We start from the raw sequence: 20805 nt of genomic DNA on the forward strand, positions 1-20805 counted from the left end.
TTCCATCAGACAACGAGACCACATCTGGAAAGCGTTGTGGTTAAAGGACAGAAAGCTTTGGCTTTCTGTTTTTTATTTTTTGTTTTTAAGGGGTTGGTGCGTTTTTATGGGATAAGTGCAAAATAATACCCGAAAAGTGCCGCTCAAAAGCCATATTTTACTCTTTTTGGACGAATTATCCGGCCAACCCGCGGTTTGCGGCATTGGCCAGCGCCCGGTATAATACACCTACAAGCTTGAAAAACAAAGAACACCGGTGTTCCGAAAGGAACAATCAAATGAACGATCAAATAAACAGAATTTTTGTCAGACCCGAGGAGCTGAAAGATCAGCCGGTTATTACCACGCTGGACCAGCTGTTCTGTATGGAGCTCATCGATTTACAGATGAACCGGGAGGAATTATTAAGGTCATATTATAACCGCACGCTGTTTCTGGGCAAGTCGCCGGAGGAGCCCATGACGGTGGTGTATGGCACGGGCGCTGCTCCTTATTTTAATATCCGGGAGGTGGCGGCACTTATGGGAAAACGGGAAGATATCGACGCTTTTATCGCAGAGCACTACGATGCGCTGGGCGTGACCATGCGCATCGCGGCAGCGCCCGACAAGCTGGAGCTGATCGAATTTCTGCCCACGACGGATATTGCGGGGGTTCATCGCCTGGCAGAGCTGCTGGACAAAGAGGCAGATCCGGAGGGCGTGCGCACCATGTTTGAGCAGCTGGAGGAAAAGGCTGTGGCCTGGGGGAGACAGTGCTATGCATAAATTCACCATTACAGACACCATCTGCTATGATGATATCTGGCTGCCGGATCTTGGGGCAATACCCGCGGTCATTGAGCCGCCCATGTATTACGGCGGAGAGCCGGAGGTATGGATGGCGCTGAGCCCGATCCTGCCCCTGCTGGGCCAGACCTCGGCCAGCAAGCTGGCCATGCTGGTGGCTCCGGGGGACAAATGCAAGCGCCGGGTGTACTACAGAGGAAGGCACCGCCACATGTGGATGGTGAACCTGAGCAGCCTGCAGGCGCTGCTGCCGCTCATGAAGGACAAGAAAAAAATGGAATGGGCCTCGGGGCTGTTTAAGCGCAAGGTTTGCGCTCTGGAAATGCTTTATAAAGGGGACGCAAAGACCTCTGTCCTTTACCACTATGACATGGGAAACGCGCCGGTTCCTGCCGAGGAATACGGCTGTGAGGCCGGGACGCTGGCCCGCGCGTATATTGGCCTGCACCGCCGCTGCAAAAAGCTTGAGGAGATGCTGGAGCAGGTGGAGAATGGGGCTTAACTACATGGCAGAGCTTAACGCCATGCGGGATTATCTGCTGCTGAGGCCTCTGGCCTCCGGGCAGATATCCCTGTGGCACGGGCTCATGATGATCAATAACCTCTGTGGCTGGAAAAGCTGGTTTACAGCGCCGAATATGACGCTGCGAGCTTTTTCGGGGCTGTCGGACAGTGGAATTTATAAGGCCCGGAAAGTACTTAAGGAGAGGGAGCTCATCGACTACCTGCCCGGTTCGTCAGGCGTGATACCGGCAAAATACCACATTTACCCGGTATCGCTGCGCGTCCGGGAGGCGCGCGGCAGTAAGGGCAGCAGTACAGGCAGCGGTACAGGCGGCAGTACAGGCGGCAGTACAGGCAGTAGTACAGGCGGCAGTACCGCATTCTATAAACAAAACAAACCAGACAAAAAGAGACAAAAGGAAACTTCCAATCCTTTTTTAAAAATGTTAAACGATGAGGAGGAAACGTGAACCGAAATGAGACCTTAAAAATTTTGGCAGTCATTAAGGCTGCCTACCCCTACTATTACAATAACCAGTCCGAGGAGGATCTGAAAACCGTGGTCAGTCTCTGGCAGGGGATGTTTGAGGAATATGAGTATCCCCTGGTATCCGGCGCGGTGCGGGCCTTTATCGCCAGTGATAAAAAGGGCTTCCCGCCCTCTGTGGGCATGGTGTTTGACAAGTTGAGGCTTCTGAGTGAGCCGCAGGAGCTCTCGGAGATGGAAGCTTGGAGCCAGCTGTCAAAGGCAGTTAAAAACTCGGCATGGTACGCCGAGGAGGAGTTTGCCAAGCTGCCGGAGGATATCCGCGGCATTGTGGGCTCGCCAGCCAGCCTTCGGGAATGGGCTCTGATGGAGGCTGGCACCTTCCATTCGGTTATCCAGTCCAATTTCATGCGCAGCTACCGGGCCTGCCGGGGCCGGAAACGCGCCCTTGAGGAGCTGCCGGAAAATGTGCGCGGCCTGATCGGGGAGCTGGCGGGGCAGAAAGCCCTGCCGCCCGACAGAGGGAGGGACAGCGATGCGGGCAGTGAATGACCGGGATAACCAGGCCGAAATCCTCCGCTTTATTGAAATGGCCAAACAGGGCGACAAGGCCATGAAGCTGGCAGTGGTCAATCTTTTTAAGCCCATGGCTTACAGCATGGTTTACCGGTCCTTCTATCATAAGGAGGAGCGGGAGGAAATGTACCAGGAGGCCTGCCTGCAGATTCTGGAGGCCATTGAGGACTTTGATACAGAAAAGTACCGGCACGTCTATTTCAGGTATTACCTTAAGAACCGTCTGCGTTTTATGATTTTAAACCGGATTTGGCGGATTGGGCTTGAGAAAAAGCGGTTTGCCTGTTCGCTGGATGAAAAGGTGGCCGGGGAAGACGGAGAGGAGGACTGTTGGAAAATCGACTGGTTCCCGGCCGCCTGCAATACAGAGGAGCAGGCCATCAGGGGCTGTATGGCCCAAAAGGTGCTGGAGGTGATGCGAAAACGGATGGTTCAGGAAACCTATGAGGCGGTCTGCCGGCATTTTATGGAGGGGATCAGTTACGCCGAGATCGCTTTGGAAAGAGGGCAGAACCGCTCCACTGTCCAGTACCAGTGCAGGCGCGGGCTGGAACTGGTGAAGCGGGAGCTGCTCGGGGAGAAGGCTTATCTGAGGCAGGTATTGGGAGAGGATTTTTAGACGGCGTCAAAATCAGGCGTAATGGGCCAGGGCTTTTTCAAGCTCCTCCCTGAGGGAGGCGCGCAGCGGCTCCGGCGAATGGAGGATCAGGTCGCCGCCAAAGGAAAGGAGGTAACCCACAAGCCAGTTGTCCACCGGCAGGCAGGTGCGCACATCAAAATTGCCGCCGGGCAGCGGGGTGACCTGCGCTCCGGCGAACTCGTCGTAGACCCGGTAGGCCCGGCTTTTAAGAATGGTGAAGTGAAGCGGGGTCATGACGACTTTGGCGTTTTCTCTAAAAGGGACAGCGGGATAAGGATCAAAGGTGTCCTCCAGCACCTGCAGGTCCTGGATGCGGAACAGCTTGAACACGCGGTAATCCTGCCGCGTATGGCAGTAGGCCTGGAGGTACCAGTTGTGCCCCTTAAACAGCAGCTTAATGGGATCGGCGCTGCGCTCGCTTTTCTTACCGTCTCCGCCCCAGTAGGAAAAATGGATGGTGTGCCGGGTGAGAATGGCGTTTTTGAGCTCATCTGAGCGCTCCCGGTCCTGTATGGAGCCGCCCCAGCCCGTAAAGTCCACCTCGATCCAGCTCTGCTGGTTCTTTTTGAAAAAGGTCCCCAGCTTGGTGAGCAGGCCGTCAGGGTCTGGATACTCGACGGCTTTAAGGCTTTGAAGGGCCATGAGGATTTCGTTCTGCTCGGCGTCGCTCAGGATGGATTTATCCAGGGTGTAGCCGTCCATAAGGGCGATGCCGCCGTTTTTTCCCACGTTGGTGTAAATGGGAACGCCGCTGATGCTCAGGCGGTCAATGTCCCGGTAAATGGTGCGGACAGAGACTTCAAAATGGTTTGCCAGCTCGCTGGCGGTCATTTGGCCCTTGTCCAGAAGCAGGTAGATGATTTCGAACAGGCGATGGGTCTGCATGATATTTCTCCAATTAAAATGGACGGCAGATCTGCCGTCCGTTTTGTTTTTTTATACGCTTGGCGCTTCCAGCATGTTTTCGCGGATTTTGTCCAGATCTTCTTTTGTCAGATCGGTTTTATCAAGCAGGTAAGCGTCGACATTCTCGTAGTTTTCCTTGATGTAGTTTAGCTGGATTTTCAGCCATTCGGGCTTGACACCAAAGAAATCCTTGAGCTGATCCTTGGAAACACCCTTGGCCTCATTCATTTCATCGGCCATAATGGTGCCCAGAACCTCGAAGGCTTCGTCGAAGGTGAGGTTGGTCAGGGAGTAATCCGAGATAATGGTTTCCTCCGGCACGCCGCAGATCAGCAGGATGAGGGCTGTCATGAAGCCGGTGCGGTCCTTGCCGTTGGTGCAGTGGTACAGGATGGGGTATTCGCCGGGGTCGGTCATGACCTTGAGGATCTCTGCGTAGAGCGGCGCGGCGTTTTCGACCTGGTAGCGGTAGATTTTGCGCATAAACTGATCGATGCCGTCAGGCGCTGTAAAATTGATCTCGTTGTGGCTGAAGGGGATGTTTTTGAGTACCGGAATGTTTTTATAATCTGCGGTGGAGGGCAGCTTGTCCGGCATGGCTTTGGCCTTGGGGGCGTCCCTGAAGTCAAAGACATGCTTGAGGCCAAGCTCTTCGAAGTATTCCACATCCTTATCGGAAAGGTGGGCCAGCTCCTCGCTGCGGATCACCTTGCGCCATTTTGTCTTGCGTCCGTCCAGACCGGTATAGCCGCCGATGTCGCGGATATTGATGGAATTTTCCAGCTGGATCAGCCGTTTGCCCAGGTTGGACTCGTCGCAGAAAATCAGGTGGTCTTCGTCCTTGAAATCAGTTTCCAAAGGATTTTTCTCTGGAAGCGGAAGGCTGTCGCCCTGGTTGAAATCTTCTGCCTGAAGCTTTTTCTGGCGTTTTTTATGAATCAGATATGGGACTGCGGCAGCCGCGGCAATAAGCGCCCCAATGCCTACAAATTTTTTCATATGTTCACTCCTTTGACTCTTTATACTTTATTATATAGAATATATTGTAACATAAAGACTTAAATTTGTCCCGATGACAATTTGTTTTTTCATCATATTTTATAAAAAGGAGCGTTTTAATGGAAAATGTCGGAATTTATGTGCATGTTCCCTTCTGCCAGCAGAAGTGCCGCTACTGTGATTTTCCCTCATGGGCGGGGCTTAGCGAGGCGGATGCCCGGCGTTATTTTGAGGCGGTCTGCCTTGAGATAAGGGCCTTCGCGGCTGAGCAGGGCAGGCTGTCCGCGCGCACGGTTTATTTTGGGGGAGGCACGCCCTCTTACGTGGCGGCTGATCATATCGGCCAGGTTATGGACTGTATCCAGGAGTGCTTTGAGCTGCCTGAGGGGGCCGTTGAGGCGACCATTGAGGCGAACCCCGGAACCCTGACCGGCGAAAAATGCCGGGCTTACCGCAGCATGGGCCTCAACCGCGTGAGCCTGGGTCTCCAGACCACGAGCGATGAAGGGCTTAAAGCCCTGGGGCGTATCCACACCTACGCGGATTTTGAGTCGTCGCTGGAGCTGCTGGGAAGCGCGGGGTTTGAGAATATCTCGGCGGATTTAATGTTTGGCCTGCCGGGACAGACCCTGGAGGATGTGCGCCGGGACCTTGCGAGACTGACGGCCCTTGAGCCCGTTAAGCATATCTCCTGCTACAGCCTGAAAATCGAGGAGGGAACTGCCTTTGACACGCTGTACCGCCAGGGAAAACTGGCGCTGCCGGACGAGGCGCTGGAACGCCAGATGCAGCACGCTGTCATCGACGGCCTGGCAGAGAAGGGCTTTGAGCAGTATGAGATATCGAACTTTGCAAGAAAAGGCTGGGAAAGCCGCCACAACAGCCTGTACTGGGTGATGAAGCCCTATGTGGGCTTTGGGCTGGGGGCGGCCTCCTATTATAAGGAAGAGCGCCGCACCAACGTGATGGCAATGGGGGACTACTGTACTCTGGCTGAACAGGGGAAAGCCCCGGTGCTCGAGGCGCACACGCTGGATGTGCAGGAGAAAAAGGGCGATTTTATGTTTCTGGGTCTGCGGCGCATGTGCGGCGTAAACGACGCGGATTACCGAAGGCAGTTTGGCAGCAGCTTTTTTGAAGATTTTGAGGAGATTGGAAACCTTGTGGCGGCGGGGCTTCTCACGCGTGAGGGGCCGGTGATCCGCCTTACCACAAAGGGCCAGGATCTGGCGAATCAGGTGTTTGTGGCATTTGTATAAGTGAGATGAGTGTAGCGGAGGACCGCCGTTGGATTTTGCGGGATCGCCGCGAGCAAGGCGCGCGGCAAAATGGAAAAATCCTTTGACGGTTTTCGCTGCACGCCCTCTCTTTTTCAGCTTTTCACTTGGATAATATACCAAAAGGTTTCCTTGCTTAAATAATGTTTAAATCTTAAAAACTTGACATTTATCTTATAGAAATCTATTGACAAAGTAAGAACCCGGTGGTATATTATAGTCAAGATATTAGCACTCACAAGTAACGAGTGCTAATAAAGAGGTGAACAAAATGGACTTGAAAGAGAGAAAGAAGAAGATATTGGAGGTAATCATTAAGGATTACATCAATACCGCCGAACCGGTAGGGTCCCGGACTTTGTCAAAGCGTTATAATCTTGGCATCAGCCCTGCGACCATCCGGAACGAAATGGCTGATCTCGAAGACCTGGGCTTTTTAATGCAGCCGCACACCTCATCTGGAAGAATTCCGACTCAGCTGGCATATCGCTATTATGTCGATGAGATCATGCAAATTCAAAAATTAGCTAAGGTTGTGAGAAATGACATCCATAATGGGTATCTTAAAATAACAAGGGAGCTGGATAACACCATGAACCACACGGCGAAGGTGCTGTCACAGCTGACCAATTACACCTCTGTGGTGCTGTCGCCGCGGGTTTCCTGCTTTAACTGCAAGCACGTACAGATTGTTCCTTTGATCAAGGAACGGGTTTTACTCATTGTGGTCACCTATGAAGGGATGGCAAAGAACATTGAAATGACCCTTTCACAGGAAATTGACACCACTTTGGCCCTGAAACTGAGTAATGTCTTAAACAGCTTCCTTAAGAATATTTCCTTCCAGGAAATTAATATGGAACTGGTGGATCAGATTCAGGAATTGTCCCCGGATGAAAGCAGTTTACTCCGGGAAATTCTTCCGGTATTAAGGGATACTTTGATGGAAGAGGCTTCAGACATCCACTCCATGGGTCTGACGAATCTTTTCAACTATCCCGAATTCAGTGATGTGGAAAAAATCCGTCACCTGGTCAATGTGATCGAGGAAAAACCGCTGCTGGCGGGGATCCTGTCAAATGATGACGCCAGTCAGGTGATTAACATCAGCATCGGGGATGAAAATGATAATGAGAATCTGAAGGAATTCAGTATTATTACGACAACCTACGAGCTGGAAGGAAAGACCGTAGGCGCTTTTGGGGTCATAGGACCGACGAGGATGAATTATGACAATGTCTCCTCGGTTCTTGATTATATAAGAAATGAACTGAACACAAACTTAACAAAATTATTAATGAAATAGGTGGTTAAATGGCTAAGGAAGAAAAGATGGAACAAAACGTAGACGAAACCATTAAGGAAGAAGCTACGGAGGAACAGGCAGCAGAGGAACAGAAAACAGAAGAACAGGAAACTGTAGAGGATGTTGAAAAATCGGTAAATGAAGCGGCCAAGGCAGAGGAAGCGGCTATGGAGCGTCTTATGCGCCTTCAGGCGGATTTTGAAAACTATAAAAAAAGAACGCAGAAGGAAAAGACCGACATTTACCAGTTTGCTCTTGAGGGCTTTGTCACAAAGCTTTTACCAGTGCTTGACAACCTGGACCGCGCCGAAGCGGCGGCGGATGATGACAATGCGGACAAATACCGCGAAGGCGTCCAGATGGTTTTCAAGCAGCTGATCGGTGTTCTGAACGAGGAGGGCCTGCAGGAAATTGACTGTGTGGGTACAGCCTTTGATCCGAACTTCCACCACGGCGTTGCCGTTGGAGCAGATCCTGAAAAAGACGACCAGGTTGTTCTGGAGGTTTTCCAGAAGGGTTACACTTTTAAGGATAAGGTCATACGGCCAGCGATGGTTAAGGTTAACCAGAAGTAAAAAAGCAATTGACAATGGGGAATTGAGAATGGAGAATTAAAAGAACAAATTTGCTTTAGCAAATTTGAGAAAGCGGTCAACGGCCGCATAAAGATCAAAATGCGTAGCGTTTTGTACCGGAATTTTCCATTTTCCATTCTCAATTCTCCATTAAACAACAAGTTGCTTTTTTGAAGAATAATAAAAATTAGAAATTTATACTAAAAACTTAGGAGGACATATATTATGGGTAAAGAAAAAATTATTGGTATTGACTTAGGTACTACAAACTCTTGCGTTGCTGTTTTGGAAGGCGGCGAACCGGTTGTTATCCCAAATGCAGAAGGGAACCGCACAACCCCGTCTGTTGTTGCGTTTACTAAAGACGGTGAAAGACTGGTCGGCCAGGTGGCAAAACGCCAGGCTGTCACCAATCCAGACCGTACAGTCGCGTCCATCAAGAGACACATGGGTACCGACTATAAAGTAACCATCGATGATAAGAGCTACACACCGCAGGAAATCTCTGCGATGATCCTGCAGAAATTAAAATCAGACGCAGAAGCCTATCTTGGCGAAACAGTTACCAAGGCTGTTATCACTGTACCGGCTTACTTCAGCGACGCTCAGAGACAGGCAACCAAGGACGCTGGTAAGATCGCCGGTTTAGATGTACTGCGTATCATCAACGAACCAACCGCAGCTTCACTGGCCTATGGTCTTGACAAGGCAGACAACCAGAAAATCATGGTTTATGACCTTGGCGGCGGTACCTTCGACGTATCCATCCTGGAATTAGGCGACGGCGTTTTCGAAGTTAAGGCAACCAACGGGAACAACAACCTGGGCGGCGATGACTTTGACAACAAGGTGATCGACTGGATGGCAGATGAATTCAAAAAATCCCACGGCATCGACCTGAAATCTGATAAAATGGCGTTACAGCGTTTGAAAGAAGCTGCTGAAAAAGCTAAAATCGAACTCTCAAGCGTTATGAAATCGGACATTAACCTGCCGTTCATCACTGCGACCGCAGAAGGACCGCAGCATCTCGAACTCTCCCTGACAAGAGCGAAATTCGACGAATTGACTTCTGGTCTTGTAAGAGAAACCGAAGGACCGGTTTCCAAAGCCATGAGCGACGCAGGCCTGGGCAAAAACGAATTGAACAAGGTTATCCTGGTTGGTGGTTCCACAAGAATCCCGGCAGTACAGGATGCTGTTAAGAACTTAACCGGTGAAGAAGCCTACAAGGGCATTAACCCTGACGAATGTGTTGCCATCGGTGCCGCTATCCAGGGTGGCGTATTAGCCGGTGAAGTCAATGACGTACTGTTACTCGACGTTACCCCGCTTTCCTTAGGGATCGAAACCTTGGGCGGTGTATTCACAAAACTGATCGAACGCAACACCACCATCCCGACCAAGAAGAGCCAGGTATTCTCTACCGCTGCTGATAATCAGACTGCTGTAGACATCCATGTATTACAGGGTGAACGTGAAATGGCCTCTGGCAATAAGACTCTGGGCCGTTTCCAGTTAACCGGTATCCCGGCTGCAAGACGTGGTATTCCACAGATCGAAGTAACCTTTGATATTGACGCCAACGGTATCGTTAACGTATCAGCCAAGGACTTAGGCACTGGCAAATCTCAGAATGTTGTGATCAAATCGACCACCAACATGAGCGAAGAAGATATCGACAAGGCTGTAAAAGAAGCTGAACAGCACGCAGCCGAAGATAAGAAAGCAAAAGACCTCATCGAAGCCAAGAACAATGCAGACTCCACTGCTTATCAGGCAGAACAGTCTCTGAAGGACATGGAAGGCAAGATTACCGACGATGAAAAGAGCAAGGTAACCGCTGCTATCGATAAGGTAAAAGCCGCCGGTGAAGGCGAAGACGTTGAGGCAATCAATAAAGCCATCGAAGAATTAAACGAAGCTTTATATCCGATCGCTCAGAAAATGTATGAACAGACCGCTCAGGAACAGACCGCAGAACAGCAGTCTGCTGACCAGAAGGGCGACGATGACGTCGTAGAAGCTGAATACGAAGAAGTCAGCGACGACGATAAATAAGCCGTCCACTGTGAGCCCGACAATAAGATAGACTTTAGGAGATGGCAGCTGTAATGGCTGCCATCTTTAATAATGATTCTTTACAGGCTGGGCCTTTTAGGTTACAATATGAGGCGAGGTGAATAGAAGCATGAGTGAAAAAAGAGATTACTACGAGGTGCTGGGCGTTGAAAAAAGCGCCAGCGCAGATGAAATAAAAAAGGCCTATCGCAAGATGGCTATGAAATATCACCCGGACAAAAACCCGGGCGATAAAGAGGCTGAAGAAAAATTCAAGGAAGCCAACGAAGCCTACGAGGTCTTAAGTGACGAAACCAAGCGTGCGACCTATGACCAGTACGGTCATGCGGGCATGGAAGGCGGCTTTGGCGGAGGCGGAAGCTCCTACGGCGGTTTTGGCGGAGGCGGCTTTGAAGATATTTTCAGCGATATTTTCAGCTCCTTCGGCGGAGGCGGCGGTTTTGGCGGCTTCGGCGGTTTTGGCGGAGGCGGCGGTGGACGCCGTGGGCCAAGCCGCGGCTCGGATATGAAGATTAATATCAATCTTTCATTTAAAGAAGCTGTTTTTGGAACCGAAAAGAAGATTAAGATTAAACGTCAGGAAGAATGTCCGACCTGCCACGGCTCCGGAGCGGAACCGGGCAGTGAAGCCCACACCTGTGACAAGTGCGGCGGCTCCGGGCAGATTTATATCCGTCAGCAGACCCCTTTTGGCACCATCCAGCAGACTACGGTCTGTGATAAGTGCCACGGCGAGGGCGAAATCATCGACGACCCGTGTCATACCTGCCATGGCTCCGGCATCCAGGAAAAGGAACGGACCATCAATATCAAGATCCCGGCTGGTGTGGACAACGGCTCCATCCTGCCGCTTCGCGGCGAGGGCAACACCGGCGCGCGTGGCGGTGGAAAGGGCGACCTCTTCGTTTATATCAGCGTGAAGGAAGACCCGATCTTCAAGCGTGAGGAAGATGACGTTTACCTGGAAATCCCTGTGACCTTTGCGCAGGCAGCCCTGGGCGCAGAGCTGGTCGTACCGACTGTGGACGGCAAGGTTAAGCTGAAGGTTCCAGAAGGCACCCAAACCGGCAAGGTCTTCAGACTTAAGGGAAAGGGTGTGCCGAACGTCAACGGACGCGGACGCGGCGACCAGTACATTACTGTCAGAGTCGAGGTACCGCGCAAGCTGAATAAGAAGCAAAAAGAATTATTGAGAGCTTTTGACAAAGAAACAGGCAATGACAATCACCAGGAAGGTAAAAAATTCTGGTCTAAGGTAAAAAATGCCTTTCAATAGGATTTTTAAATAACCGGTGCATGCTTTTGCAGCACCGGTTTTTTCAGCATAACGGAGGAGAAAATCATGTCGGAATCATTGATAACTAAGCAGGCCATCGCGGACGGTTTTAAGGGATTAATGCGCGTTAAAAGCTTTGATAAGATCACCATTTCAGATATTGCCAAAAGCTGCGGGCTGAACAGACAGACCTTCTACTACCACTTCCAGGACAAGTACGAGCTGCTGGACTGGATTTATTACAATGAGGCGATTTCTGTCATGACAGAGGGACTGACCTTTGAGAACTGGAGCGCCCGTATTTACAGGATGCTGACGCAGATGAAGAAGGAGGATTATTTTTATATCAATGCCTTTAAAGCCTCAGGGCAGAAGGAATTTGAGGCTTACCTCTTTTCTGTGGCCAAAGAGCTGTTTAAGGAGATTATCGGGAATCTCAGCGGCGAGAAAGAAATCAAACCTGAGGATATGGAGTTTATCGCTTCGTTTTTTTCTTACGGGACAGTGGGGATCATTGTCGCATGGGCGCAGGAGGGAATGCGTGAAAGCCCGGAATTTTTGAAGGAGCGTTTTGAAAATCTGGTGTTGGACAGTAAAAATCTGGCGGTTAAGCGGTTTTTAAACACGCTTTAGTCAGGGTTAAAATGCCTGAAAAAATTCTTTTTGGTTCCTTCGATATCCGAGGAGGCGCACAGCTTTAAAAACTCGTTGTAGAGCAGCCTGTATTCGATGCGGGTCAGTTCTTTTGGGGAAATGCTTTTTCCGAGGTCGACCAGGCTGCGGGCGCATCGCTCCGGTGATTTGGCAATACCTCTCAGGATATGGTCGAGCTTTACGTCCAGCACAGCGGTTTTTAATCGGATTTCCAGGGATTTCATGGCCTGCTCCTTTCATTTTTCTACTGATTTTATATTTAATTTAAGCATATCAGCCGCAAGGCTGGTTGAATATAGACAAAAGACCGAATCTGTCAGACTACCTGACAGATTTTTTGTTTTGTATGAAAACAGGACAATGTCTGAGGTTTGTCGGGTTACAGTGGGTATAACTTTTGGTATACTTTCACATTATGTAAAGAACCCCTCTCCATTAACCAATAACGCAGTAGAAAGGAAGCAATAAAAAATGGACAAACTAAGGTCAGAAAAATCGTTTTTTAAAAAGTGGCTGCCCTGGATCGTGGTCCTCGGCGTAATCATTATTCCTCTTATGTACAGTTTCTTCTATCTGGACGCCTTCTGGGACCCGTATTCGAGGCTAGATACCCTGCCAGTGGCTGTGGTCAACCAGGACAAGGGCGCGACCATTGACGGCAAGTCCCGGAATCTTGGAAGGGAAATGTGGGATGAGCTGGAAAAGGACGGCACCCTCAAATTTGTGTTGACCGATGAGGACGACGCCATTAAGGGAACTGAGGGCAGCCAGTATTACGCCCTGATCCGTATCCCGGAAGACTTCTCCGCCGATATTGCCTCTGCCAGTACTCAGAACAAGCGTGAAGCGGAAATCTATTATTCACCCAATGAAAAACGGAACTATCTGGCCAGCCAGATTCTCAGCAAGGCAGTGCTGGAGGTTGAAAAGTCAACAAGGGCCAGTGTGGACAAGGAGCTGGTGGCACAACTCAGCGGCAAGCTCTATGAGGTTCCCGGACAGCTGGAAACCCTGCAGGATGGGCTTGGACAGCTGGGGGACGGCGCGAACGCCCTGGCAGACGGTACAGGAACCTTGTCCGATGGCACTGGCACCCTTTTAAGCGGCGCGTCCTCCCTGAACGACGGCGCGGATGCCCTGGCTGGCGGCGCTTCTGCGCTGGCGGACGGCACCCGCAGCCTGGCCCAGGGCGCCCAGACCCTGCAGGACGGCGCAGCAACGCTTGCGAATGGCACGGCAGCCCTGAAAAACGGCACCTCTGACCTGGCGGACGGCGCTTCCGCGCTGGCAAGTGGTACAGGCACCCTGAATCAGGGCGCAGGAGACCTGGCAGCCGGAACCGGTGCGTTCAGCACAAAGGTCAGAGAATACCAGCAGGGCGAGCAGAAAGCCAAATCCGGCGCCGACCAGGTCGCAGCGGGCGCGGCTTCACTGAGCGATGGGATCACCCAGCTTTCCGGCGGCCTGAACCTGCTGAGCCAGAAGGTGAACAGCAGCATGACCGCTCTTGACAGCGGTGTGGGGCAGCTTCAAACTGGCTTTGAGGGCTATCAGGACGGTGTGGATCAGCTGATCTCAGGCTCCAGCCAGTTGGTCGGCGGCATTGTGGCAGCAGCTCAAAATGCCCCGGAACTGTTAAATAATCCTTATTTTAAGGCGCTTTATGATCAGGCAGCAGCGGCAGACCCGGATCAGATCGCTGCCTTACAGGCAGGCGGCAAGGCAGTGGGCGACGGCCTCGATACCCTTTCTGCCGAGATTAAAGAGGGACAGGCAGCCCTTAACGATCCACAGCAGGGAATTCCTGCTCTCATTGCCGGGGCCCAGACAGCCCAGGCAGGTTCACAGGATCTGGCAGCAGGCAGCAGCAGCCTGAAGCAGGGAATGGACGGTCTTGACGCCGCGACCGGACAGCTGGTTGGCGGCGCGGACACATTAAACAGCGGGGCGAACAAAGTGGCCGCCGGGGCCAGCCAGGCTGACAGCGGGGCCCAGAGCCTTGACGCCGGCGCCGGACAGGTCAATGCGGCGGCCGGTCAGGTCAGTGACGGCGCTGGAGCGCTGGCGGACGGCACAGCCCAGGCCAGCGACGGTGTCAGTCAGGTGAATGCAGGAGCCCAGGCACTGGATTCAGGCGCATCTGCGCTGAGTGATGGCACAACCACCCTTCTGGGCGGCGCCCAGGAATTCGGGTCCGGCGTTATCAAGCTGCGGGATGGCTCTGTTCAGCTCAAGGACGGCCTGCAAACCGCCAAAACAGGCGTGGACGATAATCTGACCGATGTCCGTGATCAGCTGAAGCCCCTGAGTGGCCTGGACAGTTACGCGGCAGATCCGGTCAATGTCAATACCAACGCCATCGATCCGGTACCCAACTACGGAACAGCCTTTGCGCCTTACTTCCTCTCCTTATCCTTATGGGTCGGGGCGCTGATCATTTTCTTCGGTATTTATCTGGACGCGGACGAAAAATTCCGGCTCCTGTCCAGACGCTCGGACAGGCGCGTTATCCGGAGCTTCTCCTACCTTGTGATCGGACTTCTGCAGGCGCTGCTCCTGGCCCTTGTGCTTCAGTTTGGCCTGGGGCTTCAGATCAACCATCCGCTGGCCTTCTATCTGGCGTGCTGCCTGGTATCCATGGTCTTTATCGCCATTGTTCAGCTTCTGATCGTCTTTTTAAAGGACGTGGGGAAATTTCTGGCCATTGCGCTGCTGATTCTTCAGCTGACCTCCTGCGGAGGGACATTCCCCATGGAGACGGTGCCGAAGTTCTTCAATATTCTGTATCCGTTTATGCCCATGACCTATTCGGTTGGGCTGTTTAAAGACACGATCAGCGGAACAGGGGCCATGGGGCTTGACAGGAACAGTCTGGTGCTTATAGGCATCCTGGTCGTGACCATGGCGCTTACAGTTTTGTTTACCTGGCTTCAGAATAAGGGACAGGCGCGCAGAGCCGCAGAGATAACCCATCAGCCATAAAATTAAGGCCACAGCTGAAATTTGCTGTGGCTTTTGTATTTTCATTGACATTTATATACTTTTAACATAAAATGAACTGATAAAGATACAATATTTAAGAGGTAAATCATGAATGATGAACAAAGAGATACTTTGAACACCTTTTTTGTCGATACCTTCAATAAAATCCTATCGTTGGAAGAACAGACCCTTTTAAAAAGCAGCATTGAAAATCTTTCTGTCAAGGAATTACATATTATAGAAGCAGTCAGTATTTTACAGAGAGACAAAAAAAACACGATGACGGAAATAGCCGCACAGGTTGGGATTACAGTCGGCGCCCTGACCACAGCGGTGAATGTGTTGGTCAAAAAAGAGTATCTGTCCCGCAGGCGTTCCGAAAAGGACCGCAGAGTGGTACGGATCTATTTAACTGAAAAAGGCATGCGCGCCGAGATGCACCACCGGATATTCCACGAGAATATGGTCTCAAATGTCGGCGAGGTCCTGACAGAGGAGGGGCTGGAAAACTTAATAATTGCTTTAAAACAGCTCACTTCCTTTTTTAACGGACAGCTGGAGGATTTGAAAGAAAAATAAGCGGAAAAGCCCCATTTGGGGCTTTTCTTAATGTTTTGTTCATTATTCAGTTACAAAACATTACAGAATGTTAGGAATTTATTTAGGAAAGGGAATTTAAAATCTGTTAGAATAAAGAGAACCGTGCGAGGAGGTGACCTATGGCCGAAAAGAGTGACCATATGGCAATCCGGGAGATGCCCAGAGATGAGCGTCCCCGTGAAAAGCTGATAAAACACGGTGTCCACAGTCTCAGTAATGCAGAGCTGATCGGCATTATCATTCAGACAGGATGCCAGGATGCAACTGCGGTGGAACTTGGCCAGCGCGTTTTGAGGGCCTTTGATAACGACCTCTCAGCCTTTTTTGGTATGAGTATCGAGGAGCTTGAGCGCAACGAGCGGCTCAAGGGGATCGGCCCGGCAAAGGCCTGCCAGATCAAGGCGGCCATTGAGCTTGGACGACGAGTGAATACCCACCCGCCCGAACAGCCGAAAATCGGTTCGCCGGGGGATGTGGCTGCGCTGCTGACAGATGAGCTGCGTTACCTGAAGCAGGAGCACTTTATGATTCTGCTGCTGGACAACAAAAACAAAGTCATTAAGACAGAAACCATCTCCATAGGGACCATCAACGCGTCTTTGGTGCATCCGCGAGAGGTGTTTGTAAAGGCCATCCGGCAGCATGCCGCTGCGGTGATTCTGGCCCATAACCATCCCTCAGGCGATCCCAGGCCCAGCGCTGAGGACAGGGCCATTACCAAACGGCTGCTGGAATCCGGCGAGCTGCTCGGGATTCCGGTTCTCGACCATGTGGTGATTGGCGGGGCAGACTATGTCAGCTTTAAAGAATCCGGGTATATCTAAGGTTCTTTTATGTTTTTTGGCATTATTTATGAATTTGTGTTAAAATTAGATTGATTATTTTCTTGTTTTACAATAAAATAAATAGTTGAGATTGTGAATGCTTGGAAGAGGTGATGTAATGATTATGCCCGAAGAGGGACAGTTTGTATATCATTATATAGTAGGAGATGTAAAAAGTGGTTCTTTGAAGGATATGCTGACCAATCATTATGATTATTCCAGCCGGCTGCTCAGGCAGCTCAAGCGGGAGGGCAGCATTACTTTAAACGGCAGGGACTGTTGGCTGACCGATCCGGTGCGCAAGGGTGACCAGGTGGTCATTGCCTTTCCGGAGGAGCGGTTCGACATTGAGGCCGTTAAGGGACCTTTAGATATTGTTTATGAGGACGACGAGGTGCTTGTGGTCAACAAGGATGCCAATTGCGTAACGCATCCTACCAAAAGCCACCAGCTGGATACCCTGGCCAATCATGTGGCCTGGTACTGGGAGGAGAGAGGCACCCCCGGGAAAATCCGTTTTGTTAACAGGCTGGACCGGGACACCACCGGGCTTGTCGTTATCGCGAAGAATAAATATGTGCATCATTATATCCAATCCAGAATGAAGACCAATGCGGTTAAAAAGACCTATATCGCTTTTGTGAACAATGTTCCAAAGGAGAAGGAGGGCTGTATCCGCGTACCCATTGGCCGCCCATCTGAGGACAGCCTGGAGAGAATTGTCATGGAAGATGGCAAGGAATCCATCACACACTTCAGAATACTGGAAAGCTACGGGAAAGCTGCGATGGTGGAGCTGGTGCTGGAAACCGGACGCACCCACCAGATCAGAGTCCATTTAAAATATATTGGCTGCCCCATCATTGGCGACAGCCTGTACAATCACGATGGGAATCCGAGCTACGGCATGGCCAGACAGGCTCTGCACGCTGCAAAGTTGAACTTAACCTTACCCAAAAGCGGTGAGTTGGAACTTTCCGCAGGATTAACGGAAGATTTAGTAGCACTTCGAGAAACATTGAGGAAAGAATAAAAAGAAGGTGGAACTATGAGTAAAGAAGAAGCAAAGAAAGTTGCTCCAAAGGCGCCCAGAAAAGGGCTGCCAAAGAAGAAAAAGAAAAGAATGGCAACCTGGAAAATCGTCCTGATTGTACTGGCGGTTTTAATCGTTGCCGGCGTCGTGACAGGCTTTTCAGTCTATGCGGCCAATCGACAGGATATTTCAGATTTTACTTACCAGCAAAAGGAAAAAACACAGATTTTCTCCTCGGATAACCAGGTTATCGCCGAGATGGCAGCTGAGAACAGGACCTACGTCTCTCTGGATCAGATTCCAAAAGACCTGCAGAATGGCCTGATCGCAACAGAGGACTCCCGTTTCTATTCGCACCACGGGGTAGATTATTACGGAATCATGCGTTCACTGGTCTCCAATCTGTTCAGTGGCAACAGTACAGGCCAGGGGGCCAGTACCATTACCCAGCAGCTTGCCAGAGTACTCTTTGACCTGGACGTTGCTGAACCCGGCTTTATGGATTCTGTCAACCGTAAGATGAAAGAAATCTCTATTTCAAGACAGCTGGAGGAAAAATATACCAAGGATCAGATCCTTGAAATGTATCTGAATGAATACTACTTTGGTTCTGCCTCTTACGGTGTGCAGGCAGCCGCCCAGACCTATTTTGGTAAAAATGTCTCCGACCTGAATCTGGCCGAGTCCGCTATGCTGGCAGGTCTGCCCCAAGCGCCTTCTGCCTATGCCCCGAACGCCAACTTTGAGGCGGCTAAGAACCGTCAGGCCCAGGTGCTTGCCCGTATGGTAAAAGAGGGCTATATCACCCAGGAACAGGCCGATCAGGCTTCCGCCACTGAAATCACCATTATGCCCTGGTCTGAAGAACAGACCAACGATGATATTAAAGATGGATATGGTGCGTTTATCAATGCGGCGCTCCAGGAATACGCCGAGGCCCTTGCCCCGAGTGTCATGAAGCAAAAGGGTGTGGATGAGGACGAAGCCGTCAAGCAGATCCGCGAAAATATCGCCAACGGCGGCTACCGCGTCTATACAACCATTAACACCGGCTATCAGGACGCAGCCATTTCCGCCATGGAAAACGGGCTGGACAACGCCGGCTTCAGCCAGGAAAACGGCGATACCGGCGCCATTGTCACGGTAGATAAGGACGGCGCAGTACTGGGCTACTATGCAGGAAATACCGAAATCGACATGGCAGACTCAGCGAGACAGCCTGGCTCCAATATCAAACCGCTTTACTACAGCGGCGCCATTGAAAAGGGTGTGTTCTCACCGTCTTCAACCATTAAGGATGAACCCATCAACATTGGCGGTTACTCACCGAAAAACTACGGCGGCGGCTACAGCGGTACTGTCACCATTACCCAGGCCCTTGTCAATTCTCTGAATATTCCGGCGGTTAAGGTCTTTAATACCTTTGGGATTGAAAATGCCATTGACTGGATGAAAACACTGGGAATCACCACCTTTGTCAATCCTGGCGACCGGGAAGACGGGGCGGATGACTACAATCTGGCGACTGCGCTTGGCGGTATGACAAATGGGATCAAGCCTCTTGAAATGGCAGCAGCTTTCAACTGCTTTAACGACGGCGGTGTTTACAACGAGCCTTACAAGATTGTCAAGGTTGAGCAGACCAACGGCAAGCAGGTCTTTGACAAGAGCCAGCTTGGCCTGACCTCCAGAAAGGTTATGTCTGAAGACACAGCCAGCTCCATGTGGGGTATTCTGCAGCAGGTTGTTACCAGCGGTACCGGCGGACGTGCGGCCCAGGCCTATCCGACAGCTGGTAAGACAGGGACAACGGACAACGAGGAAGATTTATGGTTCACTGGTATGACCGGGAACATTACGACCTCAGTGTGGGTCGGTAACCTTGAACATGAGCCGGTCGGGACAGGGAGTTATATCCCGGCAGGTATTTACGGCTCTTATGTCCGGTCGCTGATCAACAATGACCTGGTCTCTGAGTTTGCCACGCCGGCCGAATCCCAAGATACAACGCCCATAACCACGCCAACCCCGGCAGCCACACCAACCCCGACGCCGGAAGCGACAGCAGCTCCGACAGCGGCACCGACCGTAGTGCCTGAAACAACGCCGGAACCAGAGCCAGAGCCGAGCTCAACACCATCAACAAGCGTTGACGACACTACCAACAATGAGGAACAGGAAGATTAGATAATAATCGAGGGAACAAAATGCTGATCAAAAATGAAGAACATACCATTGATGATAAGTTTGAAATGCGCGGAGGCAGCGGAACGATCCACATCAAGCATGTTGTGGACCAGGACGTTCTCTGTGACAAGGGAAGATTATATGCCCAGATTACCGTGGAGCCAGGGTGCTCCATCGGTAGTCACGAGCATGTGAACGAGAAAGAAATATTTTACATCCTGAGCGGTCAGGCGCAGGTGACGGACAACGGCGTAAAGCGGATGTTAAATCCCGGGGACGTTCTGGTAACAGGACACGAGAGCTCCCACGCAGTTGAAAACACCGGAGATGAGAATCTTGAGATGATGGCGCTGATCCTTTACGGAGATGAAAAGCATGAATAAAGAAAATCGAAAAAAGGTGCTGGAGGAGCTTGAAAAGCTCTACGGCGGAGAAAAATGCGGGCTGGATTTTACCAGCCCTTTTGAATTGCTGATCGCAACCATGCTGTCTGCCCAGTGTACAGACGTGCGCGTCAATATTGTAACCGGAGAGCTGTTTAAGGAGTATAATACTCCAGAGGCGCTGCTGACCTTAAATGAAGGGGAGCTCAGGGAAAAAATCAAATCCTGTGGCTTATCCAACACCAAGGCGAAGAACATTCTGCTGACCTGTCATATGCTCCTCGAAGAGCACAATGGCATCGTGCCCGAAACCATGGAGGAGCTCACAAAGCTTCCGGGTGTCGGCCGGAAAACCGCCAATGTGGTTATGAGCAACGCTTTTGACGTGCCGGCCATCGCGGTGGATACGCACGTGTTCAGGGTATCCCGGCGTATTGGCCTGGCAAAAGGGAACAACGTTCTCCAGGTCGAGAAAGAGCTGATGAAGAATATTCCCAGGGACTACTGGTCCCGGGCGCACCACTGGCTGATCTGGCATGGAAGGCGGCTTTGTACGGCCAGAAACCCCAAGTGTGAGAGCTGCGCGATCAATCCTTACTGTGACGATTATAAAAAGCGAAACAAGAAAAAATAAAAAATTGTATACAAAACCCAGATATTCCTTGATATTTTCTCTGGGATATATTAAAATGAGTAAAAGTTTAAATTTATTTTTCACAGGAGGAA

General features: G+C 50.9%; 21 protein-coding genes. 18 read left to right on the top strand and 3 right to left on the bottom strand.

Features of this window, described 5'->3' with window-relative positions:
* Positions 1-278 precede the first annotated feature (278 nt).
* The 5 genes from CPZ25_RS18785 to CPZ25_RS18805 are packed head-to-tail and all read left to right on the top strand — an operon-like array spanning position 279 to position 2974.
* Positions 279-767, top strand: coding sequence for a hypothetical protein (locus CPZ25_RS18785; protein ID WP_074616668.1), 489 nt, complete (start codon positions 279-281; stop codon positions 765-767).
* On the top strand, positions 760-1290 hold the full coding sequence (locus tag CPZ25_RS18790; protein WP_096918929.1) for a hypothetical protein: 531 nt from the start codon (positions 760-762) through the stop codon (positions 1288-1290). The genes CPZ25_RS18785 and CPZ25_RS18790 overlap by 8 nt, the downstream gene beginning before the upstream one ends.
* Entirely contained in the window at positions 1280-1762 is a 483-nt protein-coding gene (locus CPZ25_RS18795; RefSeq protein WP_096918928.1) for a hypothetical protein, read from the top strand. Before CPZ25_RS18790 ends, CPZ25_RS18795 begins: the two co-directional genes overlap by 11 nt.
* Complete coding sequence (locus CPZ25_RS18800; protein WP_058695406.1) at positions 1759-2331, top strand: replicative helicase loader/inhibitor; 573 nt, start codon at positions 1759-1761, stop codon at positions 2329-2331. Before CPZ25_RS18795 ends, CPZ25_RS18800 begins: the two co-directional genes overlap by 4 nt.
* Positions 2315-2974: an RNA polymerase sigma factor gene (locus CPZ25_RS18805; RefSeq protein ID WP_096918927.1), complete on the top strand. Its 660-nt coding sequence runs from the start codon at positions 2315-2317 to the stop codon at positions 2972-2974. The genes CPZ25_RS18800 and CPZ25_RS18805 overlap by 17 nt, the downstream gene beginning before the upstream one ends.
* 12 nt (positions 2975-2986) lie before the next feature.
* Here CPZ25_RS18805 and CPZ25_RS18810 read toward each other — a convergent pair whose 3' ends face one another.
* A complete protein-coding gene (locus CPZ25_RS18810; RefSeq protein ID WP_096918926.1) occupies positions 2987-3880 on the bottom strand; it encodes a helix-turn-helix transcriptional regulator in 894 nt (297 codons plus the stop codon).
* 51 nt (positions 3881-3931) lie between these two features.
* Positions 3932-4900: a tyrosine-protein phosphatase gene (locus CPZ25_RS18815; RefSeq protein WP_096918925.1), complete on the bottom strand. Its 969-nt coding sequence runs from the start codon at positions 4898-4900 to the stop codon at positions 3932-3934.
* A gap of 119 nt (positions 4901-5019) precedes the next feature.
* Between CPZ25_RS18815 and hemW the strand changes: the two genes are divergently transcribed.
* The 6 genes from hemW (at position 5020) to dhaS (ending at position 12049) form a co-directional block, all read left to right on the top strand.
* On the top strand, positions 5020-6159 hold the full coding sequence (gene hemW / locus CPZ25_RS18820) for a radical SAM family heme chaperone HemW (protein WP_096918924.1): 1140 nt from the start codon (positions 5020-5022) through the stop codon (positions 6157-6159).
* Positions 6160-6448: 289 nt separating this feature from the next.
* On the top strand, positions 6449-7483 hold the full coding sequence (gene hrcA / locus CPZ25_RS18825; protein WP_058695401.1) for a heat-inducible transcriptional repressor HrcA: 1035 nt from the start codon (positions 6449-6451) through the stop codon (positions 7481-7483).
* Between the two features lie 8 nt (positions 7484-7491).
* Entirely contained in the window at positions 7492-8058 is a 567-nt protein-coding gene (grpE, locus tag CPZ25_RS18830; RefSeq protein ID WP_058695400.1) for a nucleotide exchange factor GrpE, read from the top strand.
* 225 nt (positions 8059-8283) lie between these two features.
* On the top strand, positions 8284-10119 hold the full coding sequence (gene dnaK, locus CPZ25_RS18835; protein ID WP_058695399.1) for a molecular chaperone DnaK: 1836 nt from the start codon (positions 8284-8286) through the stop codon (positions 10117-10119).
* A 130-nt stretch (positions 10120-10249) separates the two neighbouring features.
* Positions 10250-11416, top strand: a complete 1167-nt coding sequence (dnaJ, locus tag CPZ25_RS18840; RefSeq protein WP_058695398.1) for a molecular chaperone DnaJ — start codon at positions 10250-10252, stop codon at positions 11414-11416.
* A gap of 66 nt (positions 11417-11482) precedes the next feature.
* A complete protein-coding gene (gene dhaS / locus CPZ25_RS18845) occupies positions 11483-12049 on the top strand; it encodes a dihydroxyacetone kinase transcriptional activator DhaS (RefSeq protein WP_058695397.1) in 567 nt (188 codons plus the stop codon).
* On the opposite strand, the gene CPZ25_RS18850 is transcribed toward dhaS, so the two are convergent.
* Positions 12046-12294 (bottom strand): hypothetical protein, encoded by a 249-nt coding sequence (locus CPZ25_RS18850; protein ID WP_058695396.1) that lies wholly within the window; start codon positions 12292-12294, stop codon positions 12046-12048. The two genes, dhaS and CPZ25_RS18850, sit on opposite strands and share 4 nt — an antisense overlap.
* A 247-nt stretch (positions 12295-12541) precedes the next feature.
* On the opposite strand from CPZ25_RS18850, the gene CPZ25_RS18855 reads away from it, so the two are divergent.
* From CPZ25_RS18855 to nth, 7 genes are all read left to right on the top strand, one after another.
* A complete protein-coding gene (locus CPZ25_RS18855) occupies positions 12542-15052 on the top strand; it encodes a YhgE/Pip domain-containing protein (RefSeq protein WP_096918923.1) in 2511 nt (836 codons plus the stop codon).
* Between the two features lie 108 nt (positions 15053-15160).
* Positions 15161-15631 carry a MarR family winged helix-turn-helix transcriptional regulator gene (locus tag CPZ25_RS18860; RefSeq protein WP_013381804.1) on the top strand — a complete coding sequence of 157 codons (471 nt, stop codon included), beginning with the start codon at positions 15161-15163 and terminating at the stop codon, positions 15629-15631.
* A gap of 140 nt (positions 15632-15771) precedes the next feature.
* The gene (gene radC, locus CPZ25_RS18865; RefSeq protein ID WP_096918922.1) at positions 15772-16476 is read left to right on the top strand and encodes a RadC family protein; all 705 of its coding nucleotides are present in this window, start codon (positions 15772-15774) and stop codon (positions 16474-16476) included.
* A 118-nt stretch (positions 16477-16594) separates the two neighbouring features.
* Positions 16595-17509, top strand: coding sequence for an RluA family pseudouridine synthase (locus tag CPZ25_RS18870; protein ID WP_058695392.1), 915 nt, complete (start codon positions 16595-16597; stop codon positions 17507-17509).
* Positions 17510-17524: 15 nt separating this feature from the next.
* A complete protein-coding gene (locus tag CPZ25_RS18875; protein WP_096918921.1) occupies positions 17525-19696 on the top strand; it encodes a transglycosylase domain-containing protein in 2172 nt (723 codons plus the stop codon).
* A gap of 20 nt (positions 19697-19716) precedes the next feature.
* The gene (locus tag CPZ25_RS18880; RefSeq protein ID WP_243129324.1) at positions 19717-20079 is read left to right on the top strand and encodes a cupin domain-containing protein; all 363 of its coding nucleotides are present in this window, start codon (positions 19717-19719) and stop codon (positions 20077-20079) included.
* On the top strand, positions 20072-20713 hold the full coding sequence (gene nth / locus CPZ25_RS18885; protein WP_058695389.1) for an endonuclease III: 642 nt from the start codon (positions 20072-20074) through the stop codon (positions 20711-20713). Before CPZ25_RS18880 ends, nth begins: the two co-directional genes overlap by 8 nt.
* Positions 20714-20805 lie beyond the last annotated feature (92 nt).

Origin of the sequence: Eubacterium maltosivorans (assembly GCF_002441855.2) — a bacterium.
GTDB classification, from domain to species: Bacteria; Bacillota; Clostridia; order Eubacteriales; family Eubacteriaceae; genus Eubacterium; species Eubacterium maltosivorans.